At 70.4% G+C, this 26,797-nt stretch carries 23 protein-coding genes; 3 read left to right on the top strand and 20 right to left on the bottom strand.

The features are described from left to right. Positions 1 to 15: 15 nt before the first annotated feature. Genes ACFFRH_RS00445 through fabG form a run of 8 tightly spaced genes read right to left on the bottom strand, consistent with a single transcriptional unit; the run spans position 16 to position 7,803 of the window. Positions 16 to 897: an alpha/beta fold hydrolase gene (locus ACFFRH_RS00445; RefSeq protein WP_344745556.1), complete on the bottom strand. Its 882-nt coding sequence runs from the start codon at positions 895 to 897 to the stop codon at positions 16 to 18. After that, on the bottom strand, positions 894 to 2,135 hold the full coding sequence (locus tag ACFFRH_RS00440) for an FAD-dependent oxidoreductase (protein WP_386153129.1): 1,242 nt from the start codon (positions 2,133 to 2,135) through the stop codon (positions 894 to 896). The genes ACFFRH_RS00445 and ACFFRH_RS00440 overlap by 4 nt, the downstream gene beginning before the upstream one ends. Further along, positions 2,132 to 2,875: a nitroreductase family protein gene (locus ACFFRH_RS00435; protein ID WP_344745554.1), complete on the bottom strand. Its 744-nt coding sequence runs from the start codon at positions 2,873 to 2,875 to the stop codon at positions 2,132 to 2,134. Before ACFFRH_RS00435 ends, ACFFRH_RS00440 begins: the two co-directional genes overlap by 4 nt. Further along, the gene (locus ACFFRH_RS00430) at positions 2,872 to 5,139 is read right to left on the bottom strand and encodes a beta-ketoacyl synthase N-terminal-like domain-containing protein (RefSeq protein WP_386153125.1); all 2,268 of its coding nucleotides are present in this window, start codon (positions 5,137 to 5,139) and stop codon (positions 2,872 to 2,874) included. The genes ACFFRH_RS00435 and ACFFRH_RS00430 overlap by 4 nt, the downstream gene beginning before the upstream one ends. A 28-nt stretch (positions 5,140 to 5,167) precedes the next feature. Then, positions 5,168 to 6,232, bottom strand: a complete 1,065-nt coding sequence (locus tag ACFFRH_RS00425) for an aminomethyl transferase family protein (protein ID WP_344745551.1) — start codon at positions 6,230 to 6,232, stop codon at positions 5,168 to 5,170. Between the two features lie 3 nt (positions 6,233 to 6,235). Next, a complete protein-coding gene (gene fabZ, locus ACFFRH_RS00420; protein ID WP_326637776.1) occupies positions 6,236 to 6,712 on the bottom strand; it encodes a 3-hydroxyacyl-ACP dehydratase FabZ in 477 nt (158 codons plus the stop codon). Further along, positions 6,709 to 7,005, bottom strand: coding sequence for an acyl carrier protein (locus ACFFRH_RS00415; protein ID WP_344745550.1), 297 nt, complete (start codon positions 7,003 to 7,005; stop codon positions 6,709 to 6,711). Before ACFFRH_RS00415 ends, fabZ begins: the two co-directional genes overlap by 4 nt. A 48-nt stretch (positions 7,006 to 7,053) precedes the next feature. Further along, positions 7,054 to 7,803, bottom strand: a complete 750-nt coding sequence (gene fabG / locus ACFFRH_RS00410; protein ID WP_344745549.1) for a 3-oxoacyl-ACP reductase FabG — start codon at positions 7,801 to 7,803, stop codon at positions 7,054 to 7,056. 152 nt (positions 7,804 to 7,955) lie between these two features. Here fabG and ACFFRH_RS00405 point away from each other — a divergent pair, with 152 nt between their 5' ends. Further along, positions 7,956 to 9,569: an FAD-dependent monooxygenase gene (locus ACFFRH_RS00405; protein WP_386153119.1), complete on the top strand. Its 1,614-nt coding sequence runs from the start codon at positions 7,956 to 7,958 to the stop codon at positions 9,567 to 9,569. A 12-nt stretch (positions 9,570 to 9,581) separates the two neighbouring features. Here ACFFRH_RS00405 and ACFFRH_RS00400 read toward each other — a convergent pair whose 3' ends face one another. Further along, positions 9,582 to 11,060 (bottom strand): AfsR/SARP family transcriptional regulator, encoded by a 1,479-nt coding sequence (locus tag ACFFRH_RS00400; RefSeq protein ID WP_344745547.1) that lies wholly within the window; start codon positions 11,058 to 11,060, stop codon positions 9,582 to 9,584. Continuing rightward, positions 11,060 to 12,253, bottom strand: coding sequence for a macrolide family glycosyltransferase (locus tag ACFFRH_RS00395; RefSeq protein WP_344745546.1), 1,194 nt, complete (start codon positions 12,251 to 12,253; stop codon positions 11,060 to 11,062). Before ACFFRH_RS00395 ends, ACFFRH_RS00400 begins: the two co-directional genes overlap by 1 nt. A 397-nt stretch (positions 12,254 to 12,650) precedes the next feature. On the opposite strand from ACFFRH_RS00395, the gene ACFFRH_RS00390 reads away from it, so the two are divergent. Next, positions 12,651 to 13,760 (top strand): DegT/DnrJ/EryC1/StrS family aminotransferase, encoded by a 1,110-nt coding sequence (locus tag ACFFRH_RS00390; RefSeq protein ID WP_344745545.1) that lies wholly within the window; start codon positions 12,651 to 12,653, stop codon positions 13,758 to 13,760. Here ACFFRH_RS00390 and ACFFRH_RS00385 read toward each other — a convergent pair. The 5 genes from ACFFRH_RS00385 to ACFFRH_RS00365 form a co-directional block, all read right to left on the bottom strand. After that, positions 13,726 to 15,219, bottom strand: coding sequence for an NDP-hexose 2,3-dehydratase family protein (locus ACFFRH_RS00385; protein WP_344745544.1), 1,494 nt, complete (start codon positions 15,217 to 15,219; stop codon positions 13,726 to 13,728). The genes ACFFRH_RS00390 and ACFFRH_RS00385 overlap by 35 nt on opposite strands. An 86-nt stretch (positions 15,220 to 15,305) precedes the next feature. Next, positions 15,306 to 15,911: a dTDP-4-dehydrorhamnose 3,5-epimerase family protein gene (locus ACFFRH_RS00380; protein ID WP_386153114.1), complete on the bottom strand. Its 606-nt coding sequence runs from the start codon at positions 15,909 to 15,911 to the stop codon at positions 15,306 to 15,308. Positions 15,912 to 16,069: 158 nt separating this feature from the next. Beyond that, entirely contained in the window at positions 16,070 to 17,065 is a 996-nt protein-coding gene (locus tag ACFFRH_RS00375; protein WP_344745543.1) for an NAD-dependent epimerase/dehydratase family protein, read from the bottom strand. Next, a complete protein-coding gene (locus tag ACFFRH_RS00370) occupies positions 17,058 to 18,284 on the bottom strand; it encodes a methyltransferase domain-containing protein (protein ID WP_344745541.1) in 1,227 nt (408 codons plus the stop codon). Before ACFFRH_RS00370 ends, ACFFRH_RS00375 begins: the two co-directional genes overlap by 8 nt. Before the next feature lie 27 nt (positions 18,285 to 18,311). After that, positions 18,312 to 21,074, bottom strand: coding sequence for a LuxR C-terminal-related transcriptional regulator (locus tag ACFFRH_RS00365; protein ID WP_386153109.1), 2,763 nt, complete (start codon positions 21,072 to 21,074; stop codon positions 18,312 to 18,314). A 734-nt stretch (positions 21,075 to 21,808) separates the two neighbouring features. Here ACFFRH_RS00365 and ACFFRH_RS00360 point away from each other — a divergent pair. Further along, positions 21,809 to 22,711 (top strand): putative sugar O-methyltransferase, encoded by a 903-nt coding sequence (locus ACFFRH_RS00360; RefSeq protein WP_344748340.1) that lies wholly within the window; start codon positions 21,809 to 21,811, stop codon positions 22,709 to 22,711. Positions 22,712 to 22,945: 234 nt separating this feature from the next. Here the strand turns inward: ACFFRH_RS00360 and ACFFRH_RS00355 are convergent, their stop codons facing one another. From ACFFRH_RS00355 to ACFFRH_RS00335, 5 genes are all read right to left on the bottom strand, one after another. Continuing rightward, entirely contained in the window at positions 22,946 to 23,959 is a 1,014-nt protein-coding gene (locus ACFFRH_RS00355; RefSeq protein WP_344748339.1) for a GNAT family N-acetyltransferase, read from the bottom strand. 122 nt (positions 23,960 to 24,081) lie between these two features. After that, positions 24,082 to 24,645, bottom strand: coding sequence for a TetR/AcrR family transcriptional regulator (locus ACFFRH_RS00350; protein WP_344748338.1), 564 nt, complete (start codon positions 24,643 to 24,645; stop codon positions 24,082 to 24,084). Continuing rightward, a complete protein-coding gene (locus ACFFRH_RS00345; RefSeq protein WP_344748337.1) occupies positions 24,638 to 25,474 on the bottom strand; it encodes an alpha/beta fold hydrolase in 837 nt (278 codons plus the stop codon). Before ACFFRH_RS00345 ends, ACFFRH_RS00350 begins: the two co-directional genes overlap by 8 nt. A 396-nt stretch (positions 25,475 to 25,870) precedes the next feature. Beyond that, the gene (locus ACFFRH_RS00340) at positions 25,871 to 26,611 is read right to left on the bottom strand and encodes a leucine-rich repeat domain-containing protein (protein ID WP_344748336.1); all 741 of its coding nucleotides are present in this window, start codon (positions 26,609 to 26,611) and stop codon (positions 25,871 to 25,873) included. A 14-nt stretch (positions 26,612 to 26,625) separates the two neighbouring features. Further along, positions 26,626 to 26,772, bottom strand: a complete 147-nt coding sequence (locus ACFFRH_RS00335; protein WP_344748346.1) for a hypothetical protein — start codon at positions 26,770 to 26,772, stop codon at positions 26,626 to 26,628. Positions 26,773 to 26,797 lie beyond the last annotated feature (25 nt).

The following is a 26,797-nucleotide window of genomic DNA, read 5'->3' as shown; positions in this document are numbered from 1 at the left end:
CCCCCTGTCCCCCGGCTAGAGCCGCCGCCTGCGGCGGTTGGCCGCCTCGGCCGGTTTCTCGGTGCCCAGGAAACCGATCAGCAGCTTGTTGACCTGCTCGGGGGCGTCGAGGGGGATCCAGTGACTGGCGTCCTCGATCCGCTCGTAGCGCCAGGGGCCCTTGACGTACTTGGCGGAGCCGGTCATGCCCTCCTCCATCATGGCCTTGTCACCGGCCGACCAGATGCCCAGCGTGGGGGCGAGCACCGGCGGGAAGGGCCGCTCGGGACGGAGTTCGGACTCCGGCGAGCGGTTGGCCCGGTACCAGTTCAGACCGGCGGTGAGCGCGCCGGGGCGGGCCAGGTCGCGCAGGTAGCGGGTGTGGTCGCCCTCGCGCCCCATGATCTGCTTGAACAGCCGCCACCCGTTGCGGCGCAGCAGCGTCTCGCTCACCCCGGGGAACTGGTAGAAGAGCATGTACCAGGAGGCCGCCCGCTGCTCCAGCGTCGGGGTGGAGAACACCCCCGGGTGGCCGACCGACAGCACGGCCAGGTGGTCGACCCTGCGGGGCATCAGGAACGAGTACATCCACGCGATGGCCGCACCCCAGTCGTGACCGACCAGGTGCGCCTTGCGGATGCCCAGTGCCAGGGTCAGTTCGACGACGTCGTTGACGATCGTCTGCATGTCGTAGGCTTCGATCTCCTGCGGCTTGCCGGACTCGCCGAACCCTCTCAGGTCCGGGGCGATGACCCGGAAGCCCGCCTCGACCAGCGCCGGGATCTGGTGGCGCCACAGGTAGGAGGAGTCCGGGAATCCGTGCAGCAGGACCACCGGATCGCCCTCGCCCTGGTCGACGAACGCGATGTCGACGCCGTTGACGTGCAGCGTCCTGTTGACCAACGATTCCATGCTCATGCGGTCTCCCTAAACAGCCGTTCGGCGAAGAACTCACTGAAGCCGAACTCCGGCACATCCTCCGGGGGCACCATGTTCAAAAGCCCCGTCACCTGCAGTGCGACGTTCTGCGACATCAACCGGCGGGCGCGCCTGCGCCGCTCGGTGGCCTCGGGCCCGAACTCCGCGTACAGCTTGCTGATGATGGCCGCGCCGAAGTTCAGGCGGTCCATCCGCGCCTTGCGCTCCTTCAGGTAGGGGTCGAAGGCCCCCACCGACCAGTCGTCGCTCTCCAGCAGGATGTCGGCGACGGTCCTGGCGTCGCGCATGCTGCACGACAGGCCGGTGCCCAGTACGGTGTCGCCGTTTCCCGCCTCGTCGCCGATCAGCACGACCCCATCGGTCAGCGGCGGCCCGTCGGGGATGAGCGTCATCGACGGCCAGACCGCCAGCGGCCCGACGGGGATCGCCTGGGTCACCGCCTTGCCCCGGTCGGGCAGGCAGTTGAGCTCGAAGGCGTTCAGGAAGTTCCGCACCGCGTCGGGTCCGCGGTAGCGGTGCTGGGTGCCGGTCGCGAGGTTGAGGTAGAGCCGCGCCCGGCCGAAGCCCTGCGGGAACACCATGAACATGACGTCGCCCTCGGTGCCCATCGCCTGCACGTCGGAGGGCCAGTCGTCCAGCCCCTCGACCATCATGCCGCCGCCCCAGTGGTGTACGGAGCCGCTCATCGAGACGCCGATCTGCCGGCCGACGGTGCCGACCCTGCCGGTGGCGCCGAGCACCATCCTGGCCCTGATCTCGTGCTCGGTGCCGTCGTGCCGGTAGGTGACCCTCGGCTCCACGCCGGGGGTGACCTTGATCTTGGCCGCGTCCATCACCAGCCTGGCGCCGTAGTCGGCCGCCTGCGCGGCCATCAGCTCGCAGACCGCGTGGTGCGGGAACGACTGCGGGCCGCCGACCTCGGGCATCGACCGGGTCATGTCGATGGCCTCGACCTCGTCCGCGGGAATCGCCTCGTCCCAGGTCATCCACTCGCGGATCTCCCAGGCGCCGCCCGCCGCGAAGCAGTCGGAGACGCCGAGCAGCTGTGCCTCCCGAACGCCCCAGGGTGCCAGCCACTCGCCGCGTACCAGGTCCTGGTAGACCTTCTGCTTCTCCAGCAAGACGACCGACAGACCGCCCGCGGCCAGTTTGCTGGCCGCGGACGCGCCCGCGATTCCGCCGCCGACGACGACGACGTCGGCGTACTCAACGGTCATGCCTGCCACCCCTCCCAGTAAGTGCGTTCTTTGGCTCGGTACCGCTTCGCCGGCCGGAAGTCGGTACCGATCGTGTAGGCGACCGGCACCATGCACACCTGTGTGACCCCGGACGGGATGTTGAGCAGTTCGCCCACCTGCCGTTCGAAGGGCACGTGCATGCAGGTGATCGTGCTGCCGAGGCCCCGGCTGCGCAGCGCCAGCTGGAAGGACCAGATCGCCGGGAAGATCGAGCCGTAGAAGGTGCTCGCCCGCATGGCGCCGAGGCGGACCGCGTGTCCGGTGTCGTCCGCGGGCTTGGCCGCCATCCGCCGCTCCCACTCGGCGTCGATGGCTCCGATGTCCGGCGGGCGGCCGAGCACGCAGGGGATGACCAGGACGGGCACCCGCGCGATCCCCTCGGCCAGCGCGACCACCGAGTCGTTGTTCCGCCTGGCCTCCGGGGTGTTCCTTCTTCTGCCGGCACTGGTCCAGACGTCGTTGCGGTGAAAGTTCCAGGAGACCCGCATCATCTCGGCGATCTTTTCCTTGACGCCGGGATCGCTGATCACCAGCCAGCGCCAGTGCTGCTGGTTGTTGGCGGTCGGGGCCTGGACGGCGACCTCCAGGGCCTCCTCCACGACCTCGCGCGGCACCGGCCGGTCGAGGTCGAGCCGCCGCCGGACGGACCGGGTGGTGGTCAGCAGCCGATCGGTCTCCAGGACGTCGAACGGCGTGCCGGCCTCCTGGTCCGGTCTCATGCCATCGCCCCCAGCAGGACGGCTCCGCGCACCGATCCGGCCGCCGCGGTCAGCACCAGCGCCTGACCGACCGCCTCCGACAGGTGAGGCTTCCTGACGTAGGACTCCACCTCGCCCGCGTACGGCCGCTCAAGGCCGTGCAGCGCGGGGGCGATCCCGTCGCGGATCGCCAGGGCCGCCACGGCGAGGTTCATCGCGCCCGATGCCGCCTGGCAGTCACCGGTCTGCCCGACCGAGGTGGTGAGCAGACCGTCCGGCACCAGCTCCAGCAGCACCGACGCCTCGTCGGCGTCGTAGCGGCCGCCGGTGCCCGCGCCGACGACCAGGCCGGCCCCTTCGGCGGGCAGGCCCGCCAGGCTGCGCCTGATCGACTCCCGCTCGTCCTGCTCCGCGGTACCGGCGTGGCCGGTGCCCAGGATCCGCGCGTAGGCACGTCCGCCGCGTTCGGCGCAGTGCTCCGCCGACTCCACCAGGATGGCCACGGCCGCGGATCCGGGAGCCTCACCGGTGCGGTCGCGGTCATAAGGGGTGATCGTCGTACCCGCCGCCGCGGTGGCCGTGGCCTCGTCCGCCGCCACCACCAGTACCACGTCCGCCTTGCCCGCTCTGATCATCTCGACGGCGCAGTCCAGCGCGATCGAGGCCGAGGCCTCGCCGTTGCAGATCGTGGTGGTCGGGCCGCGCAGCCCGAGGGTCTGGCAGACCGCGCCGCCGGTGGCGTTCAGCACGACGTTGGAGAAGCTCAGCACCGCCGGCTTGTTCGGATCGACCGCGACGCTCTCGTCGAAGCCTCCGGTGCTCTCCACCGAGCCCGCCGCGGTCGCGAAGATCAGCCCGACGTTGTCCAGCGCCGCCCTGGGCAGCTTGATCCCGGCGTCCTCCCAGGCCAGCCGGGAGGCCGCGATCGCCATCCTGGACAGGTGGTTCATGTGCCGCCAGAGCGAGCGGGGCGCGAACGTCCTGCCCTCCAGCGAAGGCGACCGGCCGACGGCCTGGCGGCCTTCCGCGATGGCCTCGGCCAACTCGGCGATCCCGGTGCCCAGCCCGCTGACCGGGCCCAGGCCGCTGATCACGACCGGCCGGTCGGGGAACTCCTCGTACTCGCGCTCGCCGCCCGGGACGGTCAGCGCGAGCGCGACGTTGTTGCCGCCGAAGGCGTAGTTGTTGGACACCACGGTCTCGATCGGCATCCGCCTGGCCACGTTGGGCACGAAGTCCAGATCCGTCACGGAGTCGGTGTCGAAGCCGATGGTCGGCGGCGCCATGCCGTGCTGGAGCGCCAGCACGCTGGCGACCGCCTCGACCGCGCCGGCCGCGCCCAGGGTGTGGCCGACGAAGGACTTGATGCTGCTGGTGGGCACCCGCGGCGCGCGGTCGCCGAAGACCGCCCGCATCACCTTGGCCTCCATCGCGTCGTTGGCCGGCGTCCCGGTGCCGTGACCGCTGACGTAACTCACGTCGTCGGTGCTCATGCCCGCGTCGGCCAGCGCCCGGCGTACCGCGCTCGCGCCGCCTCGCCCGGTGGGGTCGGGCGCGGTCGCGTGGTAGGCGTCCGCGGACAGCCCGTACCCGGCGACCTCGGCCAGCGGGGTCGCCCCCCTGGCCAGCGCCCGGTCCAGCGGTTCGAGCAGCAGGAAGGCCGCGCCCTCGCCGAGGTTGAGACCGTCGGAGCGGCTGTAGGGCGCGCAGGGGCCGGTGCTGAGCGCCTGCAGCCCGGCGAACCCGGCGTAGGTGCCGAAGAGCAGCGGGTCGACGCCACCGGCCAGCACCACGTCGGCCTCGCCGGTGAGGATCTTGTCCTTCGCGAGGCCGACGGCGTTGCCACCGGCCGCGCACGCCGTCGACACCAGGATGCGCGGCCCGCGCATGCCCAGCCGCCCGGCCACCACGTCGCCGGTGCGGTGCATGGGCTGGTAGCGGCCCGCCGCGTCGGGGGTCGCCTGGCACTTGCCGAGTACCAGCCCGAACCGGTCGGCCTCGACGTCGTCCGCCGACAGGCCGGCCTGACCGACGGCCTGACGTGCCGCGATGAGGGCCAGCTGGGCGGTGCGGTCCAGGTCCGCGTCGGCGTCCGCGAGCTGCTCGGCGATCCACCCGGCGGGGACCTGGCCCGCGTACCTGGCGGTGAACACGGCGAACGCCTCGTCGTCGACCGGGGTGACACCACCCTGGCCGGACATGAGCCGCAGCCAGAACTCTGTCGGGTCCCGGCCGATGGCGCAGATGACACCCAGACCGGTGATGACGACGGGGCGCGACGCCATGCTTACTCCTTCTCCGGCGATCGACCGATCAGATGATCGGGATGCTCCAGCTCTTGGGTGTGATGTAGGGGCTGGTCAGCGTGGTGACCTCGGCGTCGCCGACGGTGAGCCGCAGGCCCGCCGCGGCGAACTCCGCGTCCACCCTGATCAGGCCGAGCGGGGCGTCCAGCCCGAGGCTGTGCACCGCGTACACCACCTCGCCGATGTCCTGACCGGCGGCCAGCACCCGGGTGCCCGGCTCGGGGACCGACGCGCCACCGCTGAAGCCGAGGGTCCTGCGGCCGGTGGGGCCGTTGAACGCCTCCAGCACCGCCTCCCTGCCGATGAACGACTCCTTGGTGATGTCGACGAGCCAGTTGGCGCCGCTCTCGATGATGGTGGCCCCGTCGGTCACCTCGTGACGGATCACCGGCTGCCGGACCTCCAGCATGGCGATCTCCAGCACCTCGTGACCGGCGGGCACCGCCTGTTCCAGCGACTGCCTCCACAGCTCGGCGGCCGACTCGGTGGGCACGATCATCTGGTAGCCGTACTCGCTGGTGAACCCGGTCCGCCCGAACACGATGTCCACGCCGTTCCAGGTCGTGTCCGCCACCGCCTCGAACGGCAGTGAGGCCAGCTCGCTGTCGATCAGCCGGCCCACCACGCCCCAGGCGTAGGGGCCCTCCAGGCCCAGGATCGTCAGCTCGCCGGAGCGGTCGACGATGTCGACTCCCTCGTCGTTGTGCTTCTGCAGGTGTTCGAGCAGGCGCTGTCCGGTGCCGCAGGAGCTCTCCAGGAACATCCCGTTCTCCCGGCCCCACACGACCACCTGGTCGACGATCTGCCCCGACTCGTCCAGGACGAGGCTCATCATGCAGCGCTCGGAGGTCAGGTACTCGACGTCGCGGGCGAGGACCCGCTGCGCGAAGTCGACGGCGCCGTCACCGCTGATCTCGATCAGGCCGAGCCCGCTCAGGTCGAGCAGCGCGGCCCGCTCCCTGATGGCCTTGTACTCCTCGGCCGGCGTCGAGAAGCGCAGCGGAACCGTCGCGTCCCGCACCTGTCCGAAGACGGTCTCCTCCGGATGCGCGTTCGCAAGCACGGAATCCATTCCTCACACCTCTCCATGAGTGCTGCCGGCCGCCGGGTCGGCGATCGTGATGATTCCCTCGGCGGCGACGTTTCCGTCCACTCGCGCCGAGACCCGGTACTCCCCGAAGCCTCTGCCGCCCGCGCTTCGCTCCGCGGTCAGGACCAGCTGGTCACCGGGGACGATCCTGCGGCGGAAGCGCATCGACCTGACCCCCGCCAAGTAACTGATCTTGCTTGTTCCGGTGAGCGAGAAGACCACCCCGGCGAGCTGGGCCATCGCCTCGATGACCACGACGCCCGGCAGGATCGCCTCGTCGGGGAAATGCCCCTGGAACCAGATCTCGGTCCCGGTGACATTCTTGATCGCCGTGCCTTTGACGCCCGGCTCGACCTTGTCGACGCGGTCGAGCAGCAGCATCGGCCAGCGATGCGGGATCAGCTCCCTGATCTGGTCGTTGTTCAGGCTGAGCGATTCCCGTGACGACTGGGCAACGGTCATACCGCGGCTGCCGCTCGCAGGTCGGGGTTGATCGTCTCGGCGAGCCGGGACACCGAGCCGAAGACGGCCATCTCGCTGTCGTAGAGGGCCACCCCGAACTCCGCCTCGATGGCGACGTACAGCTCCAGGATGTCCAGGCTGTCCAGCTCCAGACCGCGGCCGAACAGGGGCTGATCGTCGGTGATCCAGTTCGGCTCGATCTCCAGATCCAGCCTGGACACGATCATCTTCTTGATCTGGCTACACGCCTGCTGACGCTGGGCAGCCCTTGTGCGCAGCTCGTCGATGGTCATCTTTCCTCCGTGCTCGTGCTGTCGAGGATCGTGCTGTGGATGACAGGCTCATCCCAGGCCGCCGCCGTGGGCGACCATCACCTCGCCGGTGACGTACGACGCCTTCTCCGAGGCGAGGAAGCTCACGATCGACGCGATCTCCTCGGGCCGCCCCATGCGGCCCAGCCGGATACGGGACTCGTACTGCTTCCTGATCTGGGCCGGCACGCTGCGGGTCATGTCGGTGGCGACGAATCCGGGGGCCACCACGTTGACCCGGACGCCGTGCGGTGCCGCTTCGTAGGACAGGGCCTTGCTGAAGGCGATGATCGCCCCCTTGGAGGCCACGTAGTTCGTCTGGCCGGGGAAACCACCGTCGAGCCCGCTGACCGAGGACAGCGTCACGATCGAGCCGCGGCGCTGGTGCTGCATGATCCGAAGAGCCTCCCTGCAGCTGAGGAAGGTACCGGTGACGTTGACGTCCATCGGCTCGCGGAACTGGGCGAGGCTCATGGCGACGAGATGCCGGTCGCGGGTGATCCCGGCACTGGTCACCAGCACGTCCAGCCGGCCGAAGTCGGACCGCAGGTTGCGGAAGAGCTGCTGGACCGCCCCCTCGTCGGTGACGTCCGCCTGGACCGCCGTCGCGCTGCCGCCCGCCTCCTCGATCTGGGTGACGACGTCTTTGGCGTCCTGTTCGGCCCGCAGGTAGTTGACCACGACATGGGCGCCCTCCCTGGCCAGATCGAGCGCCACAGCCCGCCCGATTCCGCGCGACCCGCCTGTTACCAGGGCCACGGAGCCTTCGGTAAAGAGCATCCTCGTCTCCAGGGTGTCAGTGGTGAGATGAAATGGGGCCGATCCTGTCGTCCGCTTGCAATGGGAGAGGCTACTGAAGGCGGTTTTCAGCCCGATATCATCCGGATATCCGGCTATTGACGCTGATGACAGCGGTGCGGAACTCTGACGCCATGGACGAGCTCGATGTCGAGGTGTTGATTGTCGGAGGCGGCCCGGTCGGCCTGTCCGCCTCGATCGAGCTTTCGAGGCACGGGATATCCTCCCTGCTCGTAGAAAGGCACCGGGGCACCTCACTCTTTCCCAAGGCCCGGCTCGTCTCGACCAGGACCATGGAACTGGTCAGGGCGTGGGGAATCCAGGACGAGGTCGAACGCGCCGGCCTGCCCCGCGAGGAGACCCTGGCGGTGGGCGTCGGAACGTCGCTCACCGACGACGACTTCCTGCGGGCGGTCGCGCCGCTGCACGAGGACGCCCCGCAGAGCCCGACCTACACCTACATCTGCGCCCAGGACCGTTTCGAGGTGATCCTGCGCGCGCTCGCCGAGGCGCAGCCGGGCGCCGACGTCCGTTTCGACACGACCATGACGGAGATGCGGAATACCGCGGACGGCGTCGAGGCGGTGATCGAGTCCGCGGGGGTCCGCCGCGTGGTCCGCGCCCGCTACCTGGTGGCCGCCGACGGCGGCCGGAGCACCACGAGGGACGCGCTCGGCATCGCGATGACCGGTCCTCCCCCGCTGGGCAACATGATCAGCGTCATGTTCGACGCCGACCTGGGGCCGCTGCTCCGCGATCGCCAGGCCGCGCTCTACTTCCTGCTCAGCAACCCGCCGTGCGCGGTGGAGGCGGTGGACAACCAGCGCCGGTGGATGATCCAGACCGGGTACGACCCGGCGCACGGCGGCAGCCCCGACGACTTCACCGAGGAGGTCTGCGTCGCGGCGGTGCGGTCCGCGGCGGGCATCCCCGACCTGGCGGTGAACATCGTGGGCATCATGCCCTGGCTCCAGCAGGCCGTGGTCGCCGACGAGTTCCGCAGCGGCCGGGTCTTCCTCGCGGGGGACGCGGCGCACGTGGCCACCCCGCAGGGCGGGTTCGGCATGAACTGCGGCATCCAGGACGCGCACAACCTCGGCTGGAAGCTCGCCGCCGTGCTCCGGGGCACCGCGGGAGCCGGCCTTCTCGACACCTACACGCCCGAGCGGCGCCCGATCTCCGACCGTACGGTCACCGAGAGCCTGAACAACGCGCTCATCACCTTCCAGATGATGGAGGGCCGCCTGACCATGCAGGAGTCGATCGACCGGCAGGCGGGCCGGCGCAGCTCGGAGGGCCTGGTGCTCGGCTTCCACTACGACTCCGCCGCCGTCGTCGCGGACGGGACGCCCGCCCCCGAACCCGCCGACCCCTACCGGACCTACGTGCCGACCGCGCGCCCCGGCCACCGCATGCCCCACGTCTGGCTGTCGCGGCGGGGCGGTCGGGTCTCCACCCTGGACCTGCTGGGCGGCTCGTTCACCCTGATGACGCCCGCGGGCACCGGCTGGGCGCAGGCCGCCAAGCAGGCGGCCCAGGACACCGGGGTCGCCGTCACCGCCCTGGAGGTCTCCGCCGACGGCTCGACGGAGCTCACCTCACCGACGTGGGCGGAGGAGTTCGGCGTGGGCACCGCCGGAGCCGTGCTCATCCGCCCCGACGGTCACGTCGGCTGGCGCTCCCCCGGCGCGGAGGCGTCGGCGAACGCGCTGACCGGCGTCCTGGGCGCCATCCTGGCCAGGCCGTAACCGTCATGGCCGTCAGCCGGCGAGCTCGTCGACCGATCCCCGGTAGGACCCCGAGCAGAGCCGCGCCGCCGCCATCCGCAGGGTGAGCGGGCACCCCGAGGAACTGGCCGCGAGCCTGGTCATCGCCTGCGGCTCGGCCTCCATCCTGGCGGTGCCGACCAGCATGACCGCCAGCGCCCTGGACTCCTCGAAGCCCAGCGGCCGGACGAACTCCCGGTGCGCGCCCTGGCGGGCCACGAACTCGTCGAGCGGATCCCGGCTCGTGACGATCACCCGGCAGTGCGCGCCGCCCGGCAGCAGCGGGATGACCTGGGCGCTGTCACGGGCGTTGTCCAGTACGACGAGCAGCCGCCCACGCGCCGTCCTGCTGCGGTACAGGGCCAGCTTCTCGCTGAGATCCTCCGGGATGGCGTGGCCGGCCACGCCGAGCGCGCGCAGGAAACGGCCGGCGACGACACCGGGGTCCAGGGCCGCCGCGCCCTCACCCCCCTGTAGGTCGACGAAGAGCTGCCCGTCGGGGAACTGGGCGATCCTGCGGTGCGCCCACCGCAGGGCCAGCGCGGTCTTCCCGAAACCGCCCAGGCCCGTCACGACCACCGTTCCCGGCCCGGTCGCCTCCGGGGTGAAGCGGAGCGCGTCGTCCAGGACGGCGAGCTCCGCGACGCGCCCGGTGAACGGCAGGGCCTGCGGGGGGAGCTGGGAGGGGACGACGAACTCCTCCGCCCGCCGCGCCACCGGCACCTCCATCAGCGCGGACTCGTCCCGCAGGATCTGGTCGTGCAGCCGCCTCAGCTCCGGCCCCGGCTCAAGCCCGACCTGTTCCACCAGGTGCCGCCGGCCCTCCTGGTAGGTCCGCAGTGACTCGGCGCGGCGCCCCGAGCGGTACTGGGCCAGCATCAGCTGCGCCCGGGCACGCTCCCTGAGCGGGTGCTCCTCCACCACGGGAACCAGTTCCGCGATCACCTTGAGGTGGTTGCCGAGTTCGAGCTCCAGCTCCAGGCACGCCTCGATCGCCTCCAGCCGCGACTCCCGCAGCCGGGCCGCGTCGTAGCGCATGCCGTGGATGTCCTCGAACGGGGTGCCCCGCCACAGGGCGAGCGCGTCCCGCAGGATGGTGATCGCGCCCTCCCTGTCGCCCCCGGCGGCCCGCCGGCGCGCCCGCGCCACGAGGTCGTCGAAGCGGAGCCTGTCGATCTGCTCGGGGGCCGCCCTGAGCAGGTAGCCGGGGCTCGACGTCATGATGTCGTCCGCCCGGTCCCCCAGCGCCCTGCGCAGCCGCGACACGCAGATGGCGATCTGCGCGCGGGCGCTCCGCGGAGCGAGCCCGTCCCACACCACCTCGATCAGCCGATCCACCCCGACGACGCGGCCCGCGTTCAGCACCAGGCTGGCCAGGATCGCGCGCTCCCTGGCGCCGCCGATCCGGAGTTCCTCGCCCTCGCTGAACACTCCGAGCGGCCCCATGATCCGAAACTCGAGTGGTTCGCCCATCACGTGATCCGCAGCAGGTACTTCTCAAGCTCGTCGGCGGCCCGCAGGGTGCCGCCCGAGGCGTGTAGATCCTTCTGCATCTCCCCGGTGCACCGCTGGATGACCTCGCTGCCCGCCACCTCGAGCACCGCCTGGAGCAGCAGTTCCCCGGTGACCTCCTCCGGCGGGATGGCCCGGCCGAGGTTCAGCTCCTCGATCCGCCGAGCGGCCACCGCGTCGATGGACGACGTCGGGACGACCACCATGGGGCAGCCGGAGTGCAGCGCCTCCATCACGGTGCCCATGCCCCCGTGGGTGACGGCCACCGAGGCGTGCTGGAGCACCTTGTAGTGCGGCATCCACCGGTGCGCCTCGATGTTGGGGGGCAGCGGGCCCAGGTCGGCGGGGTCCATCCCGTCCGCGACCGTGATCACCACGTGCCACGGAACGTCGGTGAAGGTCCGTACACACATCTGGAAGAAGTCCGGATACTCGTTGAAGACCGCTCCGAACGAGACGAGCGCGACCGGAAGCCCGCTCGCCGGCGGCTGCCACTCGCCCAGGAAGTTCCGCTCGCCCAGGCACGGCCCCACGAAGGCGAACCGCTCGTCGAAGCTGTCACCGACGTACTGGAAGGACCGCGGCATGTTGATGATGCTGAAGTCCTGGATCTCCCACCACAGCTCCGCGGGCGGGACGTCGACCCCGTGCGCGCCGGACAGGGCGCTGATCCGGGCGAACATGTCATCCACCCAGTTCGGCATGGACTGCTCGGCCCCGTCGGAGTTGTAGATCGCGTTCAGGTACGAGAAGTTCGCGTTCGACGCGAACATCGGGATGAGCTGGGTCGCGGGCCGGTTCCACTTCCTGGCCAGGATCCGCCCGGCGTAGAGGATGGAGGTGTCGTAGACGATCATGTCGGGGAGGTCGTCGGCCGGGTAGGACTCCAGCGCCGCCAGCATGTCCGCGCTCTCGTCGAGCAGGACCGAGAGCAGGTACAGCGGGTCGCGTGCCAGCTCCAGGAAGTCCGAGTCCCGGTACTTCGAGTCGTAGCGCAGCGCGGTGGCGCCGGCCTCCTCCACGATTCCCACCATCATGTCTCCGGTCAGATAGGAGACACGGTTTCCTCTGCGGACCAGCTCCGTCACCACGGCCAGATTGGGGATCACGTGGCCATGGTCGGGATGAACCAGGAAGAGGAAATGTTTCGCCATCTGGGAGAATCCTGTCTCTCTGGGATTTCTGATCTGATAAGTACTGATTTCGCGGCAGAAAAAGTGGCCCATCGGCGACAAATCAGTCACTGCGATCTGCTGGCAATGCTAGTTAGGGCCTATTTGGGGCAACACCCCTAACCGTTTTCCGCGGGCGCGTCCGTCCCGGATCGCGTTCACAGCGCGAAAAACGGAAAAGCGCGGCATGTTATCCGGTTCGTCATTCGACCGCAACGAACGGCGGCGGAGACTGGGGTGCGGCACACACTGTTAGGGGTGACCCCTAACACCCCGCCCGGCGCCCCCCCGGAGTGGCCGTTTCCGCCCGGCCACAGGGGGATCCCCTGCCTCTCTCCGGATCATTATGCTGGGCCGAGCCTTCGAGAAAGGGACTGCCATGACCACGCGTGTCTGGGACTATCTGCGGGAATACGACAGCGAGCAGAAGGACATCATGGACGCCGTCGAGACGGTGTTCCGGTCAGGGCAGCTGGTCCTCGGCGAGAGCGTCCGCTCCTTCGAGGCGGAGTTCGCCGGCTACCACGGGGTGGGACACTGCGTCGGCGTCGACAACGGCACCAACGCGATCAAGCTGGGGCTGCAGGCCATGGGGGTCGGTCCCGGCGACGAGGTGATCACGGTCTCCAACACCGCGGCTCCGACGGTGGTCGCGATCGACTCGATCGGCGCGAGGCCGGTCTTCGTGGACGTGCGCCGGGACGACTACCTGATGGACACCTCCCAGGTGGAGTCCGCGATCACCGAGCGGACCCGGTGTCTTCTGCCGGTCCACCTGTACGGCCAGTGCGTCGAGATGGAGCCGCTGGAACGGCTCGCGGCCAGGCACGACCTGGTGATCTTCGAGGACTGCGCGCAGGCGCACGGCGCCCGCCACCACGGGCGCTTCGCGGGATCGATGGGGAAGGCCGCGGGGTTCTCCTTCTACCCGACCAAGGTGCTCGGCGCCTACGGGGACGGCGGCGCGACGCTCACCTCCGACGACGAGGTCGAGCGTAACCTGCGCAGGCTGCGCTACTACGGCATGGAGAAGACCTACTACGTCGTCGAGACCCCCGGCCACAACAGCAGGCTCGACGAGCTGCAGGCCGAGATCCTCCGCCGCAAGCTGCGCCGGCTCGACCGGTACGTCGACGACCGGCGGGCGGTGGCGGCCCGCTACGCCGACGGCCTCGGCGACACCGATCTCGTCCTTCCCGCGCTCGCCGAGGGCAACGAGCACGTCTACTACGTCTACGTCGTGCGCCACCCACGCCGCGACGACATCATCGAGGCGCTGAAGGCGTACGACATCCAGCTGAACATCAGCTACCCGTGGCCGGTCCACACCATGACCGGGTTCGCCCACCTCGGCTACGGCACCGGCAGCCTGCCCGTCACCGAGGAGCTCGCCGGCGAGATCTTCTCGCTGCCGATGTACCCCTCGCTGCCCGGCGACGTCCAGGACAGGGTGATCAGCGCGCTGCGAGAGGTACTGGCGTCGTTGTAGCCGTGCCCGTCAGGCTCGTCAGGCTCGTCAGGCAGAACAGCAGGCTGCGCGCCTGGATGTTGAGATAGAAGCTGTGCCGCAGCAGCTCTCCGAGCTGGGACACGCTCAGCCAGCGGTACTCGGGGTGGTCGATCCCGGCGGCCTCGTCGGTGTACACGATGAGATAGCGGTTGCGGGCGCGGTGGAAGCGCCCGCCCTCCTCCGACAGGATCGTCTCGAACCGGACGCGCTCGGGGCCGGCCCCCAGCACCTCGTCCAGGAAGGGCGGGCGCGCCCCGGCGGGCAGGTGGTCGTAGCTCTCCGGGGTGCACTGCACGGTCGGCCCCAGCTCCACCACGTCGGCGTAGCCCGGCTCGACCCGCGCGTGTACCAGGGCGTGCAGCACTCCGCCGATCTCTCCGACCAGGAACGCGATGACCCCGGTCCCGGAGGGTTCGAGCATGGGCTGGTCCCAGCGGCCGACCTCGCGCCCGCCCGCCTCCACGCTCACCCCGATGACGTCGAAGTAGCGGCCGGTCTCGTGGGAGATCGTCTCGTCCGTACGCCGCCATCCCCGCACCTCGTCGAGGGGGGTCAGGCGGACGTGCAGGTCGGTCCTGGTACGCATGTCGGTGATCCAGCTCAGCACCTCCCCCATGGTGTGCGGGCCGGTCTCGTCCGGATCGCAGGAGCGGACGAGCGCGGCACGGAACGCGTCGCCCGGCTCCGCGGAGAGCGCGGACGTCGGCGCCGGCGTCAGTCCTGCTCCCGAGAACGGCATGCAGGCCAGCACGGTCCGCGCGTCCATGTTCACCAGATCCGGCACCGACATCAGGGTGTGCAGCTGGCCGAGGGTCAGCCAGCAGAAGCCCTCGGCGACCTCGATCTTCCCGGTGATCTCAACGATCATGTTCCGGTTGCGCTTCCGGTAGAACCAGGCGCCCTGCTCGGACTGGCGGATGTCCGCGATCACCTCGTGGCCCGAGGTGTCGAGGAAGTGGTCGAGATAGGGGACCGGCCTGCCCCGGTGTACCCGGGTGTAGTTGCTCCGGGTGGCCTGCACGGTGGGTGAGAGCTGCAGGCCGTTGTGGTTGCCCGGTTCACGCTTGGCCTGCATGAGACAGTGCGGGATCCCGTCGATCTCCTTGACCAGGATGCCCAGGATGCCGATCTCCGGCTGGTTGATGATCGGCTGGGACCAGTGGGAGACCACCCGGCCGGGAACGTGGACGTCCAGCCCCTCGACGCTGAAGAACTTTCCGGTCCGATGCCGGAGGTTGCCGGTGTGCCGCTCCACCTCCCAGCCGGACAGCCCGTTCAACGGCACCCTCCGCACGTTCATGTACGTAAGGCTCGCCGTCTCGGCCAGCCATCGGTGGAAGTCGTCGAGTGTCGCGAACCACCCACCGGGGGAGAGCACGGATTCCGCGAGCCGCACCTGCAACGGTGAACGAGTCTGCCGCCGAGAGGGTGCGGCCATACTGACTCCTTTGATACGAAATTTCATCTTTCGACGGCCGCAGCTCGGGAGCTCCCCGAGCCGCGACCGGCTGCCGCACGCCGCCGTCACGCCCGCCGGAAGGTCTCCTCGATCCGCAGGCACTCCTTGTGGTCGGGCAGCATGTCCAGCGCCCGCGCCTCCGCCAGGGTGGGCGCCTCCCGGTCCCGCTCCGACTGGATCGGCGCCAGGTCCTCGGGCAGCCGCAGCCCGATCTCCGGGTCCAGGGCCGAGAGCGCGAGCTCGTTCTCCTTCCGGTACCGCTGTGAGAGCAGGTAGGACATCACGGTGTCGTCCTCGAGCGCGACGAAGGCGTGGCCGAGCCCCGGCGGGAAGTACACCGAGCGGAAGCTCTCACCGGTCAGCACCACCTGGTCCCACTCCCCGAACGTCGGGGAGCCGACCCGGAGGTCGACGACGATGTCCAGCGCGCTTCCCCGCGCGCAGTGCACGTACTTGGCGGTCCCCGGCGGGGCGAGGGTGAAGTGGATCCCGCGGAGCACGCCGCGCGCCGAAGCGCTCTGGCTGGTCTGCGCGACCGGGAAGAGCGGGTGCCCGACCGCCTCGACGAACGCCGCCTCCTGGAAGGGGGAGACGAAGAGACCCCGCTCGTCGGGAAACACCTCGGGGGTGAACTCGAAAGCGCCGGTGACTGCGAGCGCGCGGGATCTCATTACGGCCGCGCCGCCGGGGGGTGTTCGGTCACAACAGTCGCCAATCGGTCGAGGATGACGGACGGTCACGGAACGTGGTCCAGCATGCTCGGACCTCCGGTGCGGGGTCAACAAGGTAGGGGTCGCCCGGGGGCAAGATAGGGGTCGCCCGAAACTCCTCAGATCGGTACCTCGTCACCGCCGATCAGTGAGGAGACGGTGCGCTCCAGCGCCTCGCGGAACGGCACCCGGGCCTGCCATCCGGTGACCGCGTGGAAGGCGGCCGGGTCGGCGACGACGCTGTGGAAGTCCATTCCGGTGGCGTCCGGCGGCGCCGGCACCGAGATGACCGGGACCGCGGGCGCCCCCGTCCTGGCGGCCACGGCCGCGGCGACGGCCGTGAAGACGTCGCGCACGCTCCGGCCGCCGCCGGTGCCGATGAGCCAGTGCCGGCCCGCGAGGGAGTCGGCGTGGTCGAGCGCGGCCAGGAAGGCGTCGGCCACGTCCCCGACGTAGAGCAGGTCGCGCTCGGCCGTCCCGTCGTTCCACACGGTCAGTGGCTCACCCGCCAGCGCGCGGCGCACCATGGTGGTCACCACCCCCCGGTCGGTGGCGGTCGGGGAGACCCGGCCGCCGAACACCGTGCCGAGCCGGAGCGTGACCCCGCGCAGCAGGCCCTCCGCCGTGGCGGCCTTCAGCTCCCGCTCGGCGGCCAGTTTCTGCCGGTCGTAGGCGGTCACCGGGGCGTCCGGCTCGGTGCCGTCGATCCTGGCCTCCGCTCTCGGGCCGACCTGGGAGGTCGAGCCGGGAAAGAGGACCACGGGGGGCGGGCCGTCCCGGCGTTCCGCCCGGACGGCCGCGACGACGTCGCGTACCACGCCGACGTTCACCCGCTCGCCCCGCGACTCGTCCTCCGCCGCCCGCCAGGTCCCGCCGCCGGTGTAGAGCAGCAGGTTGACCACCACGTCGGCGCCGGCGATCGCCTCGGCGACCTGGCCCGCGCCGGTGAGGTCGGCGGTGAGGACCTCGGCCTCGGCCGCGTGGCCCGGAGGGACCACGGCGGGCCTGCGCGCCACCAGCCTCAGCCGGACGTCCCGCCCGGCCAGCTCCGTCACGAGGGCGGAGCCCACGAAACCGGAGGCGCCCAGGACCACGACCAGCGGCCGGTCAGACAACGCGCACCTCGGGAACGTAGAGGATCCACTTGCCGCCCGCCTCGCGGAACTCCTTCTCCTTCTCCATGATCTCCTCCGCGTGGTTCCAGGCGAAGAGCAGCGCGTACTCCGGGTAGGGGTCGGAGAACGCCTCGGGGCTCCGTACCGGGATGTGCGCCCCCGGCGTGAGCCTGCCCTGCTTGCCCGCGGTCGTGTCGCAGACGAAGGGGACCAGCTCGGGACCGATGCCGCAGTAGTTCGTCACCGTCGCGCTCTTGGCGGTGGCGCCGTATCCGGCGACCCGCTTTCCCTCGTCGCGCAGCTCGCCCAGCAGCGCCGGCAACTGCTCGCGGATGCGCCCGACCCGGGAGGCGAAGCCTTCGAGCGTCGCCGGCTCGGTGACCCCGGCCGCGCTCTCCTCGGCCAGCAGGTCGCTCACCGCCCGGCTCGGCTGCCTCGCTCCCGGACGCGCCAGGGTGTAGCGGACCTCGCCGCCGTGCACGGAGAGCCGCTCCGCGTCGACGAGCTCGAACCCGAACCGCCGCGCCATCTCCTGTACCGAGCGGACCGTGAAGAAGAAGAAGTGCTCGTCGTAGATCTGGTCGAACGAGGTGCGCTCCAGGATGTCGGCGAAGTACGGGTCCTCGAACACGAAGACCCCGCCGGGCGCCAGCAACCTGTCGACACCGCGCAGGATCGACTCCATGTACGGGATGTGGCACAGGGTGTTGGCGGCGTAGATGACGTCGGCCGGTCCGTCGGCGGCAAGGATGTCGGACGCGGTCGCCTCCTCGAAGAAGTCCTTGCGCACCCGGATGCCCTTGGCCGCGGCCAGATCCGCCACCCCGCCGGACGGCTCCACCCCCAGGTGACGGACACCCGATTCGGCGATCACCCGGAGCATGGTGCCGTCGTTCGAACCGAGTTCGACGACGAACGGGTCAGGCCCGGTGAGCTCGGCGGACAGGAAGCGCTTGGCGATCGCCTGGAAGTGCTCGCGCATGACGGCCGACCCCGAGGAGAGGTACGGATAGCTCTCGTGGAACATGCGGTCGCGCGGCACCTCCTCCATGAGCTGCACCATCGTGCACGATTCACAGCTCCCCACGGCAAGGGTGAAGAAGAACTCCCCATCGAGGTCCTCCGGCGTCAGAAACGCGTCGGAGAGCGGCTGCCTGCCGAAATCGAGGAACTCGCGAACCGTGCCCGAGCAGATCCGGCACGACGACGTGACTGGCATAGGTGACTCCTGGGATTGGGAAACTGTTCACTGTGCGATTCCCCGCATGCCCGGCTTGGCCCTCGATCCCGCCCCGGGCGGGCCGGCGGACGCCCGCCGGTCGGAGGGCGTGAGAACCGGAGGCAGATCGGCCCGGCTCTTCACTCCCAACTTCCGGTAGACGCGGGTCAGATGCTGTTCGACAGTGCTCACCGTGATGTGCAGCGTCCGGCTTATCTCCCGGTTGGTGTGCCCGAGCGCGGCCAGCTCCGCCACCCTGCACTCCGAGTCGCTGAGCCCCAGCGAGTTCGGGTCCTCGGCGGACTCCCCCGCGTCCGGCAGAACGGGGCCGGTGGTCCAGCTCCTGCTGAACCGCAGGGGCATCACGCCGGAGTGGCAGATCTCGGCCTCCCGCATCGCCCGGCAGATCAGCGACTTGGCCTCGTCGGCCTCCCCGAGCTGCTGCAGGGCCGCGCCCAGATCGGCCAGCGCCCGGGACAGCAGCAGCCGGTCGCCCGCCGTCCGCAGGCACTCCACCGCCTCGCGCAGCAGCTCGGTACGCTGCGCGAGCCCGCCGGCGGCGGCCAGGATCAGCAGGGATACGCCCCGGGTCCGCAGGTCGATGGGTTTGAGCCGGTCGATCTGCTCCCTCACCAGGTCGCGGGCCACCCCCCAGCGGCTGAGCCGGAGGTTCGCCTCGGCCAGGTTGCTGCGCCAGGGAACCAGCATCGGCCGGTCGAGTTCCCAGTCCTGCATGAGCCTGCCGCAGGTCTGGAAGTCGCTGATCGCGGCGAGCACCCGATCGGTGGCCAGGTAGTAGTGACCGCGCGCGTGCAGGTAGCGCAGGCCGATCAGGGTCGCGAACATCTCGTCGGGCACGCGCTGCTGCAGCAGCTCCGCCCCCTCCTCGTACTGCCCCATCTCCGTATGGGCCAGCAGCAGCGTCGACCTCGGGTAGCCGATCAGGATCCCCCAGCTCTGCGCCTGCATCAGCTCCAGGGCGGCCTTCGCCTTGGCCGCGGCGACCACCACCTCCCCCTGCCGGAACGCGATCTCGGCCCGGACCGCACCGAGCACGGCCTGCCAGGTGAGCGCGCCGCTGCGGACCGCCTCTTCGATCAGCTCGTCACACCAGTGAGTGGCCCGCTCCGTCCTGCCCCCGTACATCAGGGTCAGTACCGCGATGGCCACCACCTCCAGGGTGGTCTCGCCGAGCCGGCAGCTCTGCAGGATGTTCTCGGCGCTCACCAGCGCCACCTCGCCGTCGCCGTGCGTCCAGATCGAGGTCATCCTGCGGGCCTCGTCGCCCCAGGCGGAGGCGGTGTCGAACCTCCCGTGCGGCCCCCGCGACGTCCCGTAGAACCACTGGTAGGTGAGGTGCAGCTCGGCGGCGGTCTGCACGTTCAGCAGATCGGGGGTCGCGGTCAGCGCCTCCATCGCCCTCGACGCCGTCCGCACGTCGCCGTTCCACAGCGAGTGCCGCACCACGGCCGCCGCGTCCTGGCCGAACAGGCATCCCTTCTCCAGGGCCTCCCGCAGCAGCGGCAGATGCAGCGCGGCCGCCGAGGGGTTGACCCGCCACAGCGCCCGGACCAGCACCTTCGTTATCGCCAGACGCTCGCTCTCGTCGCGGACGGACCGCAGGGCCAGCTCCACGCACTGCACGGCCACGGCCACCTCGTTGCCGGCCAGCGCCTGCTCGGCCGCGTCCCGCAGCACCCCGGTCGCCCAGTCCTCCGGCGCCCGGTCCGCGGCGACGAAATGCCCCGCGATCTTCGTGGTGGACATGCCGCGCCGGTACAGCAGCACGGCCGCGCGGACGTGCAGGCTCGAACGCTCCTCGGCACCGATACCGTCCAGCACCGCCGCGGCGGCCACCGGGTGCCGGAACCAGCCGCCGGCCAGCAGGCCCGCCTCGGTCAGGACCTCCACCGCCCGCTCGGCGGCCTTCGGATTGATCTTCGCCAGGCCGCCGATCAGCCCGGCGGAGCCCGGCTCCCCCAGGACCGCGAGGGCCCGGGCCACCCAGAGCAGCTCCGGCTCCCACCTGTGCAGGCACGCCATCACCGCCTGGGCGTACGCCGCCCCGGCGGCGATCGGGTCGTCGGGGTCGGCACGATGGTCCTCGATCAGGGCGTTGACCAGCATCGGGTTCCCACCGCTCAGCCGCTGGAGCACGGCGGCGGCGGCCGGATCCATCGTCGGGGGCAGCACCTCGGCGATGTCACCGACCGACAGCGGGGTCAGCCGGATCCGGTGGTGGAACCCTCGGGTGACCTCGGCGGAGAAGGACGGGATCGTGGACTGCGGCAGGTCCCACTCGTTCATGATCAGCAGAATGCGGGCGGAGCTTATCCTGCGGCACAGATAGAGCAGCAGCCGGAGCGAGAGGCCGTCCACCAGGTGGACGGCGTCGACGCCGACGACCACCGGGCGCTCCCTGGACAACTCCAGCAGGACATCGCCGATATCGCGGACGACCTCGGCCTCAGCGTGCCGGGGAGCGCCGGTCGTCACGGTGTGCCGCCGGATCAGCCGTGACACCTGGTCCGAGACCTCCGCCGGCAGCCCCGCGCCGTGGAACAACTGGTCGATCATGCCCGCCTGCAGGGTGTTCTCCCCCAGGGAGCCGGTGGCGCTGAGCAGCAACGCGCCGGAGGCGGCCGCGATCCGCGAGAACTCGTGCAGCAACTCGGTCTTCCCGCTCGCCAGTCCCCCGCTGACCAGCACCAACCGGCCGTTTCCCGCGGCGCTCTCGGCGAGCAGCCCCTTCAGGACATCAAGTACGCTGCGATGCTGCGATGCCAGCATTTACTACATCCTCGTTTAGTCGGGCGACCCGGGGCCTGCGCAGCGGCGGAGTGAGCCACTCCCCCACCTCGTGGAATTCTCAGACGGGGATCGTTCTCGACAGGGCTGCGGTGAGAGGGCGGAGCGGGTGGCCTGCCATTCGTGGAAAACCGGCGGTTTCATTGGGTCCGGCGCGACGGAAAATCCGTTGACCCAACGGCAAAAGCATCGACAATCCCGAATTCCTTCACGTTCCGAACCGGTCAGCGAGCGTCTCGTTCAGTGGCATCATTCCTAGCCCACCGAGACCCGCCGTGTCAGCGGGCGACCGCGGGTAACCTTCCGTCCGGCGCCGCGACGCCCGGAGCCCCAGGCCACGGCCAAGCCGACGGTCTGTCCGGTACGAGGAGATTCGTGATCATGAAACGTGATCTTATAGTCGGCATGTCACAATTGGATAAATTTTTCGACAACAACCTGTGGAACTGCGAGTACATCTTGTTGTCCCACGGGTAACTTCCCCGTGTTGACCTGGGTATTCGGCGGCACCGCCATTAACTCCCCGTCACGATCACGCCCGCGATCGACGCCGGGGCCTGGCGCTCCAGCGGGCCGCCGCGTGCCGGGGTTCCGGGCCCAGGGAGAGCCGGAGAGGTGATCTAGGCGCGAGCCGGTCCGGTGCGCGATACTCGTGCGGACGTGAGGGCGGCGCCCTGCGGACCCTGAATCGCCGAGCTCCAGGAAAGAGCAGACAAATGAGTCACAAATACGGCCAGAGTCCTCAGTGGGCGCACATTAACGAGAACAATCTCGCCCTGGACGAGATCCCCGATCTGAGCCGTTTCAAATCCAGCCGGGTGAACTACAAACTCGCACTCTGGAACCCCGAGGTCAACGGCCGGAGATATTTGAAGACGCTCATTCACAACCTTGGCCTCCAGTTGTCACCGGAGAACTGGGAGCGCATGCTCCGGATCAGGAACCGCCAGCTGGGAGAGCCCGTCGCGGTCACCCTGAGGGGTGAGTCGATCTGCCTGGACTATCTGCAGGCGGTTCTTGAGCTCGACTTCATGGCACGGTCCGTGAAAATGGACGGCGCGCGGATCCTGGAGATCGGCGCCGGGTACGGCCGGTCCTGCCACGCCATCCTGTCGAACCACGATGTCGCGGAATACCACATCATCGACCTGGAGAACTGCCTGAGACTCTCCCGCGAGTACCTGCGCGCCGTCCTGACCGGCGAGCAGTTCGAGAAGATCAGGTTCCTGGGGATCGACGAGGTGGAGGACCTCTACGGCGGCGAACCCTTCGACCTGTGCGTCAACATCGACTCGTTCGCCGAGATGCCCGCGAACACGGTCGAGAACTACCTCTCCCTCATCGACGGCATCGCCACGCACCTCTACACGAAGAACCCGGTCGGCAAGTACCTGGACCCGGACCTGGACGGACACTACGAGGGGCAGGCCGTGGTCCAGCAGGCCCTCGCATCCGGCCTGCTCCGCGAGATCATCGACGTCCACGACAGCGCGGCGGTCCAGGCGCAGTCCGAGCGTTTCCTCGAGGTGTACCAGCCCGGCGACGACTGGCGACTCGTCGCGGACGGCTGGGGAACCCCGTGGAGCTACTACTGGCAGGCCCTGTACGCGAAGTCGTGACCGGCCTTCCCGGCGCTCCGAGCCGAAGGACCGCAGAAGGCTCGGCATCTGGCAGGAGGCCGGCGACGAGCACCGGATCGTCGAGGCGCTCAAGCCGCGCGGGCGGCTGGTTCCGACTTCGTCCACCACCGCGCTTCCCACCCGGCGGGCAGCGGGAACCGGCGCGGCGGCCTGGAGCCCGCCCGCTCCATCTCGTCATCCAGCCGTACGATCGCCTCCGCCGCCGCGCCCCGATCAGCCGGGCGATCCACCGCCGGCGGTGTCCCCTGGTCGTCCTGCCGCCGGAGGGACCAATGGGAGCCCGTAGACGGTCACGCGGCGCGCTATCTCGAACCCGGCGCGGGTGTAGATGCCGAGGGCCCCGGTCGGATTGTCCGCGTCGACCCCCAGCCCGGCCTTGTCGTACCCCTGGGCACGGAACTCGCCCAGCGCGTGCGCGAGCAGCGCGCTCGCCACCCCGCGCCCACGCCACTCGCGCGGAGTGCCGATGATCTGGATCCACGCCTCACGGACCCCGGTCGCCTCGGTGTCGGCCTCGAAACAGTGGGTGAGCAGGATGCCCACGCACTCCCCCGACGCGTCGAGCACGACGAAGGACCCCTCCGGCCGGAACGCCCGCACCCCGACGATGTTGCTCCGCCAGGACTCCGGGGTGTGCTGGACACTCCCCCAGTGGTCGACGAACGAGCGGTTACGCACCTCCCTGACGGCGTCCTCCAGGTCGTCCCGGTAGGCGATGACCTCCAGCCCCTCGGGCAGCGAGACCTCCGGCAGCTCGGCGCCCAGGTCGAGGGTCAGCCCGTAGAACCACCGGGACGGCTGCATCCCCGCCCTGGTGACCAGCGCCCGCAGGCCCTCGTTGCGGCTGTCCACCTCGACATGGAGTTCCAGCGGCTGCCCGGGAAAGCGGCGCTCGTGCAGCGCCGGGGTGTTGCCGATCGCCCACTCCAGCAGGTGTCCCCCCAGCCCCCGGCGCCGGTGCTCCGGACGCACCCCGCCCCACAGGCTCATCCGATGGACCGGCTCGGCCGCGGACCGGGCCATCGTCACCCCGTACGCGACCAGCCGGCCGGACTCCCACGCCCCCAGCGTGCCCTCGACGGGATCGAGCAGCGGGTTGGCGAGATCCTCGGCGAGATCGTCCGCGGTCTCCCTCCCCCCGACCTGGTCCACCTCGTCGATCGCCGCCAGCAACTCCGCCCACGCCACGACGTCGGCTTTGGTCAGCGGAACCCACTCGAAGCCCATGGTTGTCGAGCGTAGAAGCACGCCGCCCCGCGCGGCGACCGGTTTTCCGGCGTGCCGCACGTCCGCCAGGACCTGTCCGGCCGATCGGGTGACCGCCGGGGCGATCGCCGGCGGCGGCGTTCTCAGAGGGCGCGCAGGCCCCGGTCGGTGAAGGCGATCATCCACTCGAAGCTCTCGTCGACGTCGGCGCTCCACTGGAAGCCCTCGTCCGCCTGCAACGTGGCGAAGCCGTGGCAGAGGCTGCGGAGCATGCGCAGGGCGTGGTCCATGTCGGGCTCCGCGATCTCGTAGCCGCGCAGGACCGCCACGAACGCGTCCATCGCCCGCCGGCCCTCCGTGGCCAGCGGATCGTCCGGGCCGGACGGCTCGACGCCGATGGTCGCGGCGTAGCGGCCGGGGTGTTCCAGGACGAAGGCGCGGAAGGCGCGCACCGCGGCGGCCAGGGCGTCGCGGCCGGCGAACCCCTGGATCGCGCCGCCGATGGCGTCGGCGGCCTCGCCCATCGCCAGGGCCGCGATGCGCCGGGTGAGGTCTTCCTGGCCGTTCACGTGCTTGTACAGGGACGGGGTGCGCACGCCCAGCCGCTCGGCCAGCAGGCCCATCGTCAGGTTGGCGAGGCCCACCTCGTCGGCGAGGGCGGCGCCGGCCGCGACCACGGTCGCCGGGTCCAGGCCCGCCCTAGGCACGGGCGGCGTCCGACCGGAGGAAGGCGAGCACGAGCGCGACCGTCTGGTCGGGGAACTGGTCGTGCGGGTAGTGCCCGGCGCCCTGAATCATCTCAAGGCGGCCGAGGCCGGACGGCAGGGCGCCGACGATCGCCGAGCCTTCGGCGTGCGGGTCGGCCCAGTCGGGGTCGAGCGTGCCCATCACGACCAGGACCGGGCAGCGGACGTCGCCGAGGTGCGCGCCGGCGTCGGTCGGGGCGCTGCGGCCCATGCCCTGCATGGCCTTCATCCGGCCCGGCTCGCGCATCAGGGAGTCGATGCGGCCGAGCCGCTCGGCCCAGCCGGCCGGCTTCACGCCGGGGTAGGCCACGTCGAGGTACGAGCGCCAGAGCGGCACGCTGCCGAACACGCCCGCGCCGAGCAGCCGCAGCATGCCCTGCCGGAAGCGCTTCACCCGCAGGTCGCCGAGGCGGACCGACTGCTTGCGGGTGAACGGCGCCAGCTCGACGACCGCGGTGACCAGCGAGGGCTCGCGCGCCGCGGCGATGGTGGCGGCGCCGCCGGAGATCGAATGGCCGACGAGGACGGCCGGGCCGCCCAGGTGGCGGATCACGGCGAGCAGGTCGCCGGCGATGGCGGTGCGGCTCCAGGCCGGCCAGTCGACGCTGGACTCACCGCAGCCGCGCAGATCGACCGCGGCGACCCGATAGCCCGCCGCCACCAGCGACGGGATCACCGCGTGGTAGGCGGCGCGGCTGTCGCCCATGCCGTGTGCGAGAACGATCAGCGGGCCGGATCCGGCCACCTCGTAAGCGATCGTGCCGCCATCGACGGCGAGGTACTCGGTCACGACATCCTCCAGGCTTGGCTAACCTTGTTAGCTAAAAGCTAATCCAATTAGCCAAACCTGTCAATCACGAGATCCCCGGCAAGCCCCGGAGAGACGACCAAGCGCCCGGAATATCGGCCGCCGGGTACGCACCCGCGGCGGCCGGTTGGCTTGGCGCACAGGTGGTGAAGTGCGGGCGATCGCCGGCGTGCCACCGCCCCGCAGAGATACCGATCGACGCGCCCAGACGGGAAGCGGGCACACGATCGGCCGGACAGCTCTCCCAAGCGGTCCGGTTCTCCTAAGCGGTCCGGTGCACGCTCCGCACGGCGGCGACCTCCGGATGCGGCCGGAGTTCCGGTACGGCCGCGGCCAGGCGGCCCAGCTCGCGCTTGACCCGGGTCGCGATACCCCCGCTCAGCGTGAACCGGGTCGGGGACGGCGCTCGCAGAGCCCCGTCGAGCAGATGGAGCGCACCCCCGCTGCCGATTCCCGTATGAACGAGGTCCAGATGGGCCAGCCGGTGCGGGACGGCGGCCAGCGCCCGGGCGACGGACGCCGCGCCCTCCTCACCGAGATGGTTGTCCTCGGCACCGAGAACCCCGGCCGACCGAACCCGCCCCAGATCGAGCACCTCGACCCCGGCCACCACGGCGGCCGCGACCAAGCGAGGCCGCCCGCGTCCAGACGGGTCTGTACCAGGTCGACCGTACTCAGCCCGGAGGCGACGGCCTCGCCGACGAGACGACCGCCCTCGGGACCGAGCGGGTTGCGCTTGAGCCAGAGCCCGCGCACGATCCCGGGCGAGGCCATCAGCCGGTCGGCGATGCGGCACGCCCCGGTGACGGTGATCCCGTTGCAGCCGAGGTAGAGCGTCTCGGCCCCGGAGGCCGTAGCCGCTTCGGCACCCGTGCCCGCGCCCGCGTCGCCCAGCCCGTCGGTACCCATCAGCAGATGCCGGGTCGGCCCGCGGTGCGGCAGCGCCTCCGCGACCAGCTCGGCGCCGCGCGGCCCCAACGCCTGCTTGCACAGGTCGAGACGCCCGCCGGGCATCGCCGTACCCACCGCGAAATCGGTACGGCGGGTCACCGGCCGGCCGCTGCGCAACCACGCGAGCAACCCGTCGAGGTCACGCGGCTCGACGTGACTACCGTCCATACCGGAGTGCTCACCTACCACGGTGCCTCCATGTAGTCCTTGAGGAAGACACCGTGCACCGGGTCTCCCGCCTCGCCGCGCACGATCGGGTCGTAGACCCGCGCGGCACCGTCGATCACATCCAGCGGGGTCCGGCGATCGAGCCGGTCCCGCGACGGCACCGGGCTCCGCCGCGTTCGGGCCGCC

Origin of the sequence: Streptosporangium vulgare (assembly GCF_042428775.1) — a bacterium.
In the GTDB taxonomy this organism is placed as follows: domain Bacteria; phylum Actinomycetota; class Actinomycetes; order Streptosporangiales; family Streptosporangiaceae; genus Streptosporangium; species Streptosporangium vulgare.
The sequence above is the reverse complement of the archived record's forward strand: the minus strand, read 5'-3'. Positions and strand labels throughout refer to the sequence as shown.

Excerpts from the sequence above, each read along its gene's own strand:
- ACFFRH_RS00445 (WP_344745556.1), bottom strand. The coding sequence starts at position 897 with ATGAGCATGGAATCGTTGGTCAACAGGACGCTGCACGTCAACGGCGTC.
- ACFFRH_RS00440 (WP_386153129.1), bottom strand. The coding sequence starts at position 2,135 with ATGACCGTTGAGTACGCCGACGTCGTCGTCGTCGGCGGCGGAATCGCG.
- ACFFRH_RS00435 (WP_344745554.1), bottom strand. The coding sequence starts at position 2,875 with ATGAGACCGGACCAGGAGGCCGGCACGCCGTTCGACGTCCTGGAGACC.
- ACFFRH_RS00430 (WP_386153125.1), bottom strand. The coding sequence starts at position 5,139 with ATGGCGTCGCGCCCCGTCGTCATCACCGGTCTGGGTGTCATCTGCGCC.
- ACFFRH_RS00425 (WP_344745551.1), bottom strand. The coding sequence starts at position 6,232 with ATGGATTCCGTGCTTGCGAACGCGCATCCGGAGGAGACCGTCTTCGGA.
- fabZ (WP_326637776.1), bottom strand. The coding sequence starts at position 6,712 with ATGACCGTTGCCCAGTCGTCACGGGAATCGCTCAGCCTGAACAACGAC.
- ACFFRH_RS00415 (WP_344745550.1), bottom strand. The coding sequence starts at position 7,005 with ATGACCATCGACGAGCTGCGCACAAGGGCTGCCCAGCGTCAGCAGGCG.
- fabG (WP_344745549.1), bottom strand. The coding sequence starts at position 7,803 with ATGCTCTTTACCGAAGGCTCCGTGGCCCTGGTAACAGGCGGGTCGCGC.
- ACFFRH_RS00405 (WP_386153119.1), top strand. The coding sequence starts at position 7,956 with ATGGACGAGCTCGATGTCGAGGTGTTGATTGTCGGAGGCGGCCCGGTC.
- ACFFRH_RS00400 (WP_344745547.1), bottom strand. The coding sequence starts at position 11,060 with ATGGGCGAACCACTCGAGTTTCGGATCATGGGGCCGCTCGGAGTGTTC.
- ACFFRH_RS00395 (WP_344745546.1), bottom strand. The coding sequence starts at position 12,253 with ATGGCGAAACATTTCCTCTTCCTGGTTCATCCCGACCATGGCCACGTG.
- ACFFRH_RS00390 (WP_344745545.1), top strand. The coding sequence starts at position 12,651 with ATGACCACGCGTGTCTGGGACTATCTGCGGGAATACGACAGCGAGCAG.
- ACFFRH_RS00385 (WP_344745544.1), bottom strand. The coding sequence starts at position 15,219 with ATGGCCGCACCCTCTCGGCGGCAGACTCGTTCACCGTTGCAGGTGCGG.
- ACFFRH_RS00380 (WP_386153114.1), bottom strand. The coding sequence starts at position 15,911 with ATGAGATCCCGCGCGCTCGCAGTCACCGGCGCTTTCGAGTTCACCCCC.
- ACFFRH_RS00370 (WP_344745541.1), bottom strand. The coding sequence starts at position 18,284 with ATGCCAGTCACGTCGTCGTGCCGGATCTGCTCGGGCACGGTTCGCGAG.
- ACFFRH_RS00365 (WP_386153109.1), bottom strand. The coding sequence starts at position 21,074 with ATGCTGGCATCGCAGCATCGCAGCGTACTTGATGTCCTGAAGGGGCTG.
- ACFFRH_RS00360 (WP_344748340.1), top strand. The coding sequence starts at position 21,809 with ATGAGTCACAAATACGGCCAGAGTCCTCAGTGGGCGCACATTAACGAG.
- ACFFRH_RS00355 (WP_344748339.1), bottom strand. The coding sequence starts at position 23,959 with ATGGGCTTCGAGTGGGTTCCGCTGACCAAAGCCGACGTCGTGGCGTGG.
- ACFFRH_RS00340 (WP_344748336.1), bottom strand. The coding sequence starts at position 26,611 with ATGGACGGTAGTCACGTCGAGCCGCGTGACCTCGACGGGTTGCTCGCG.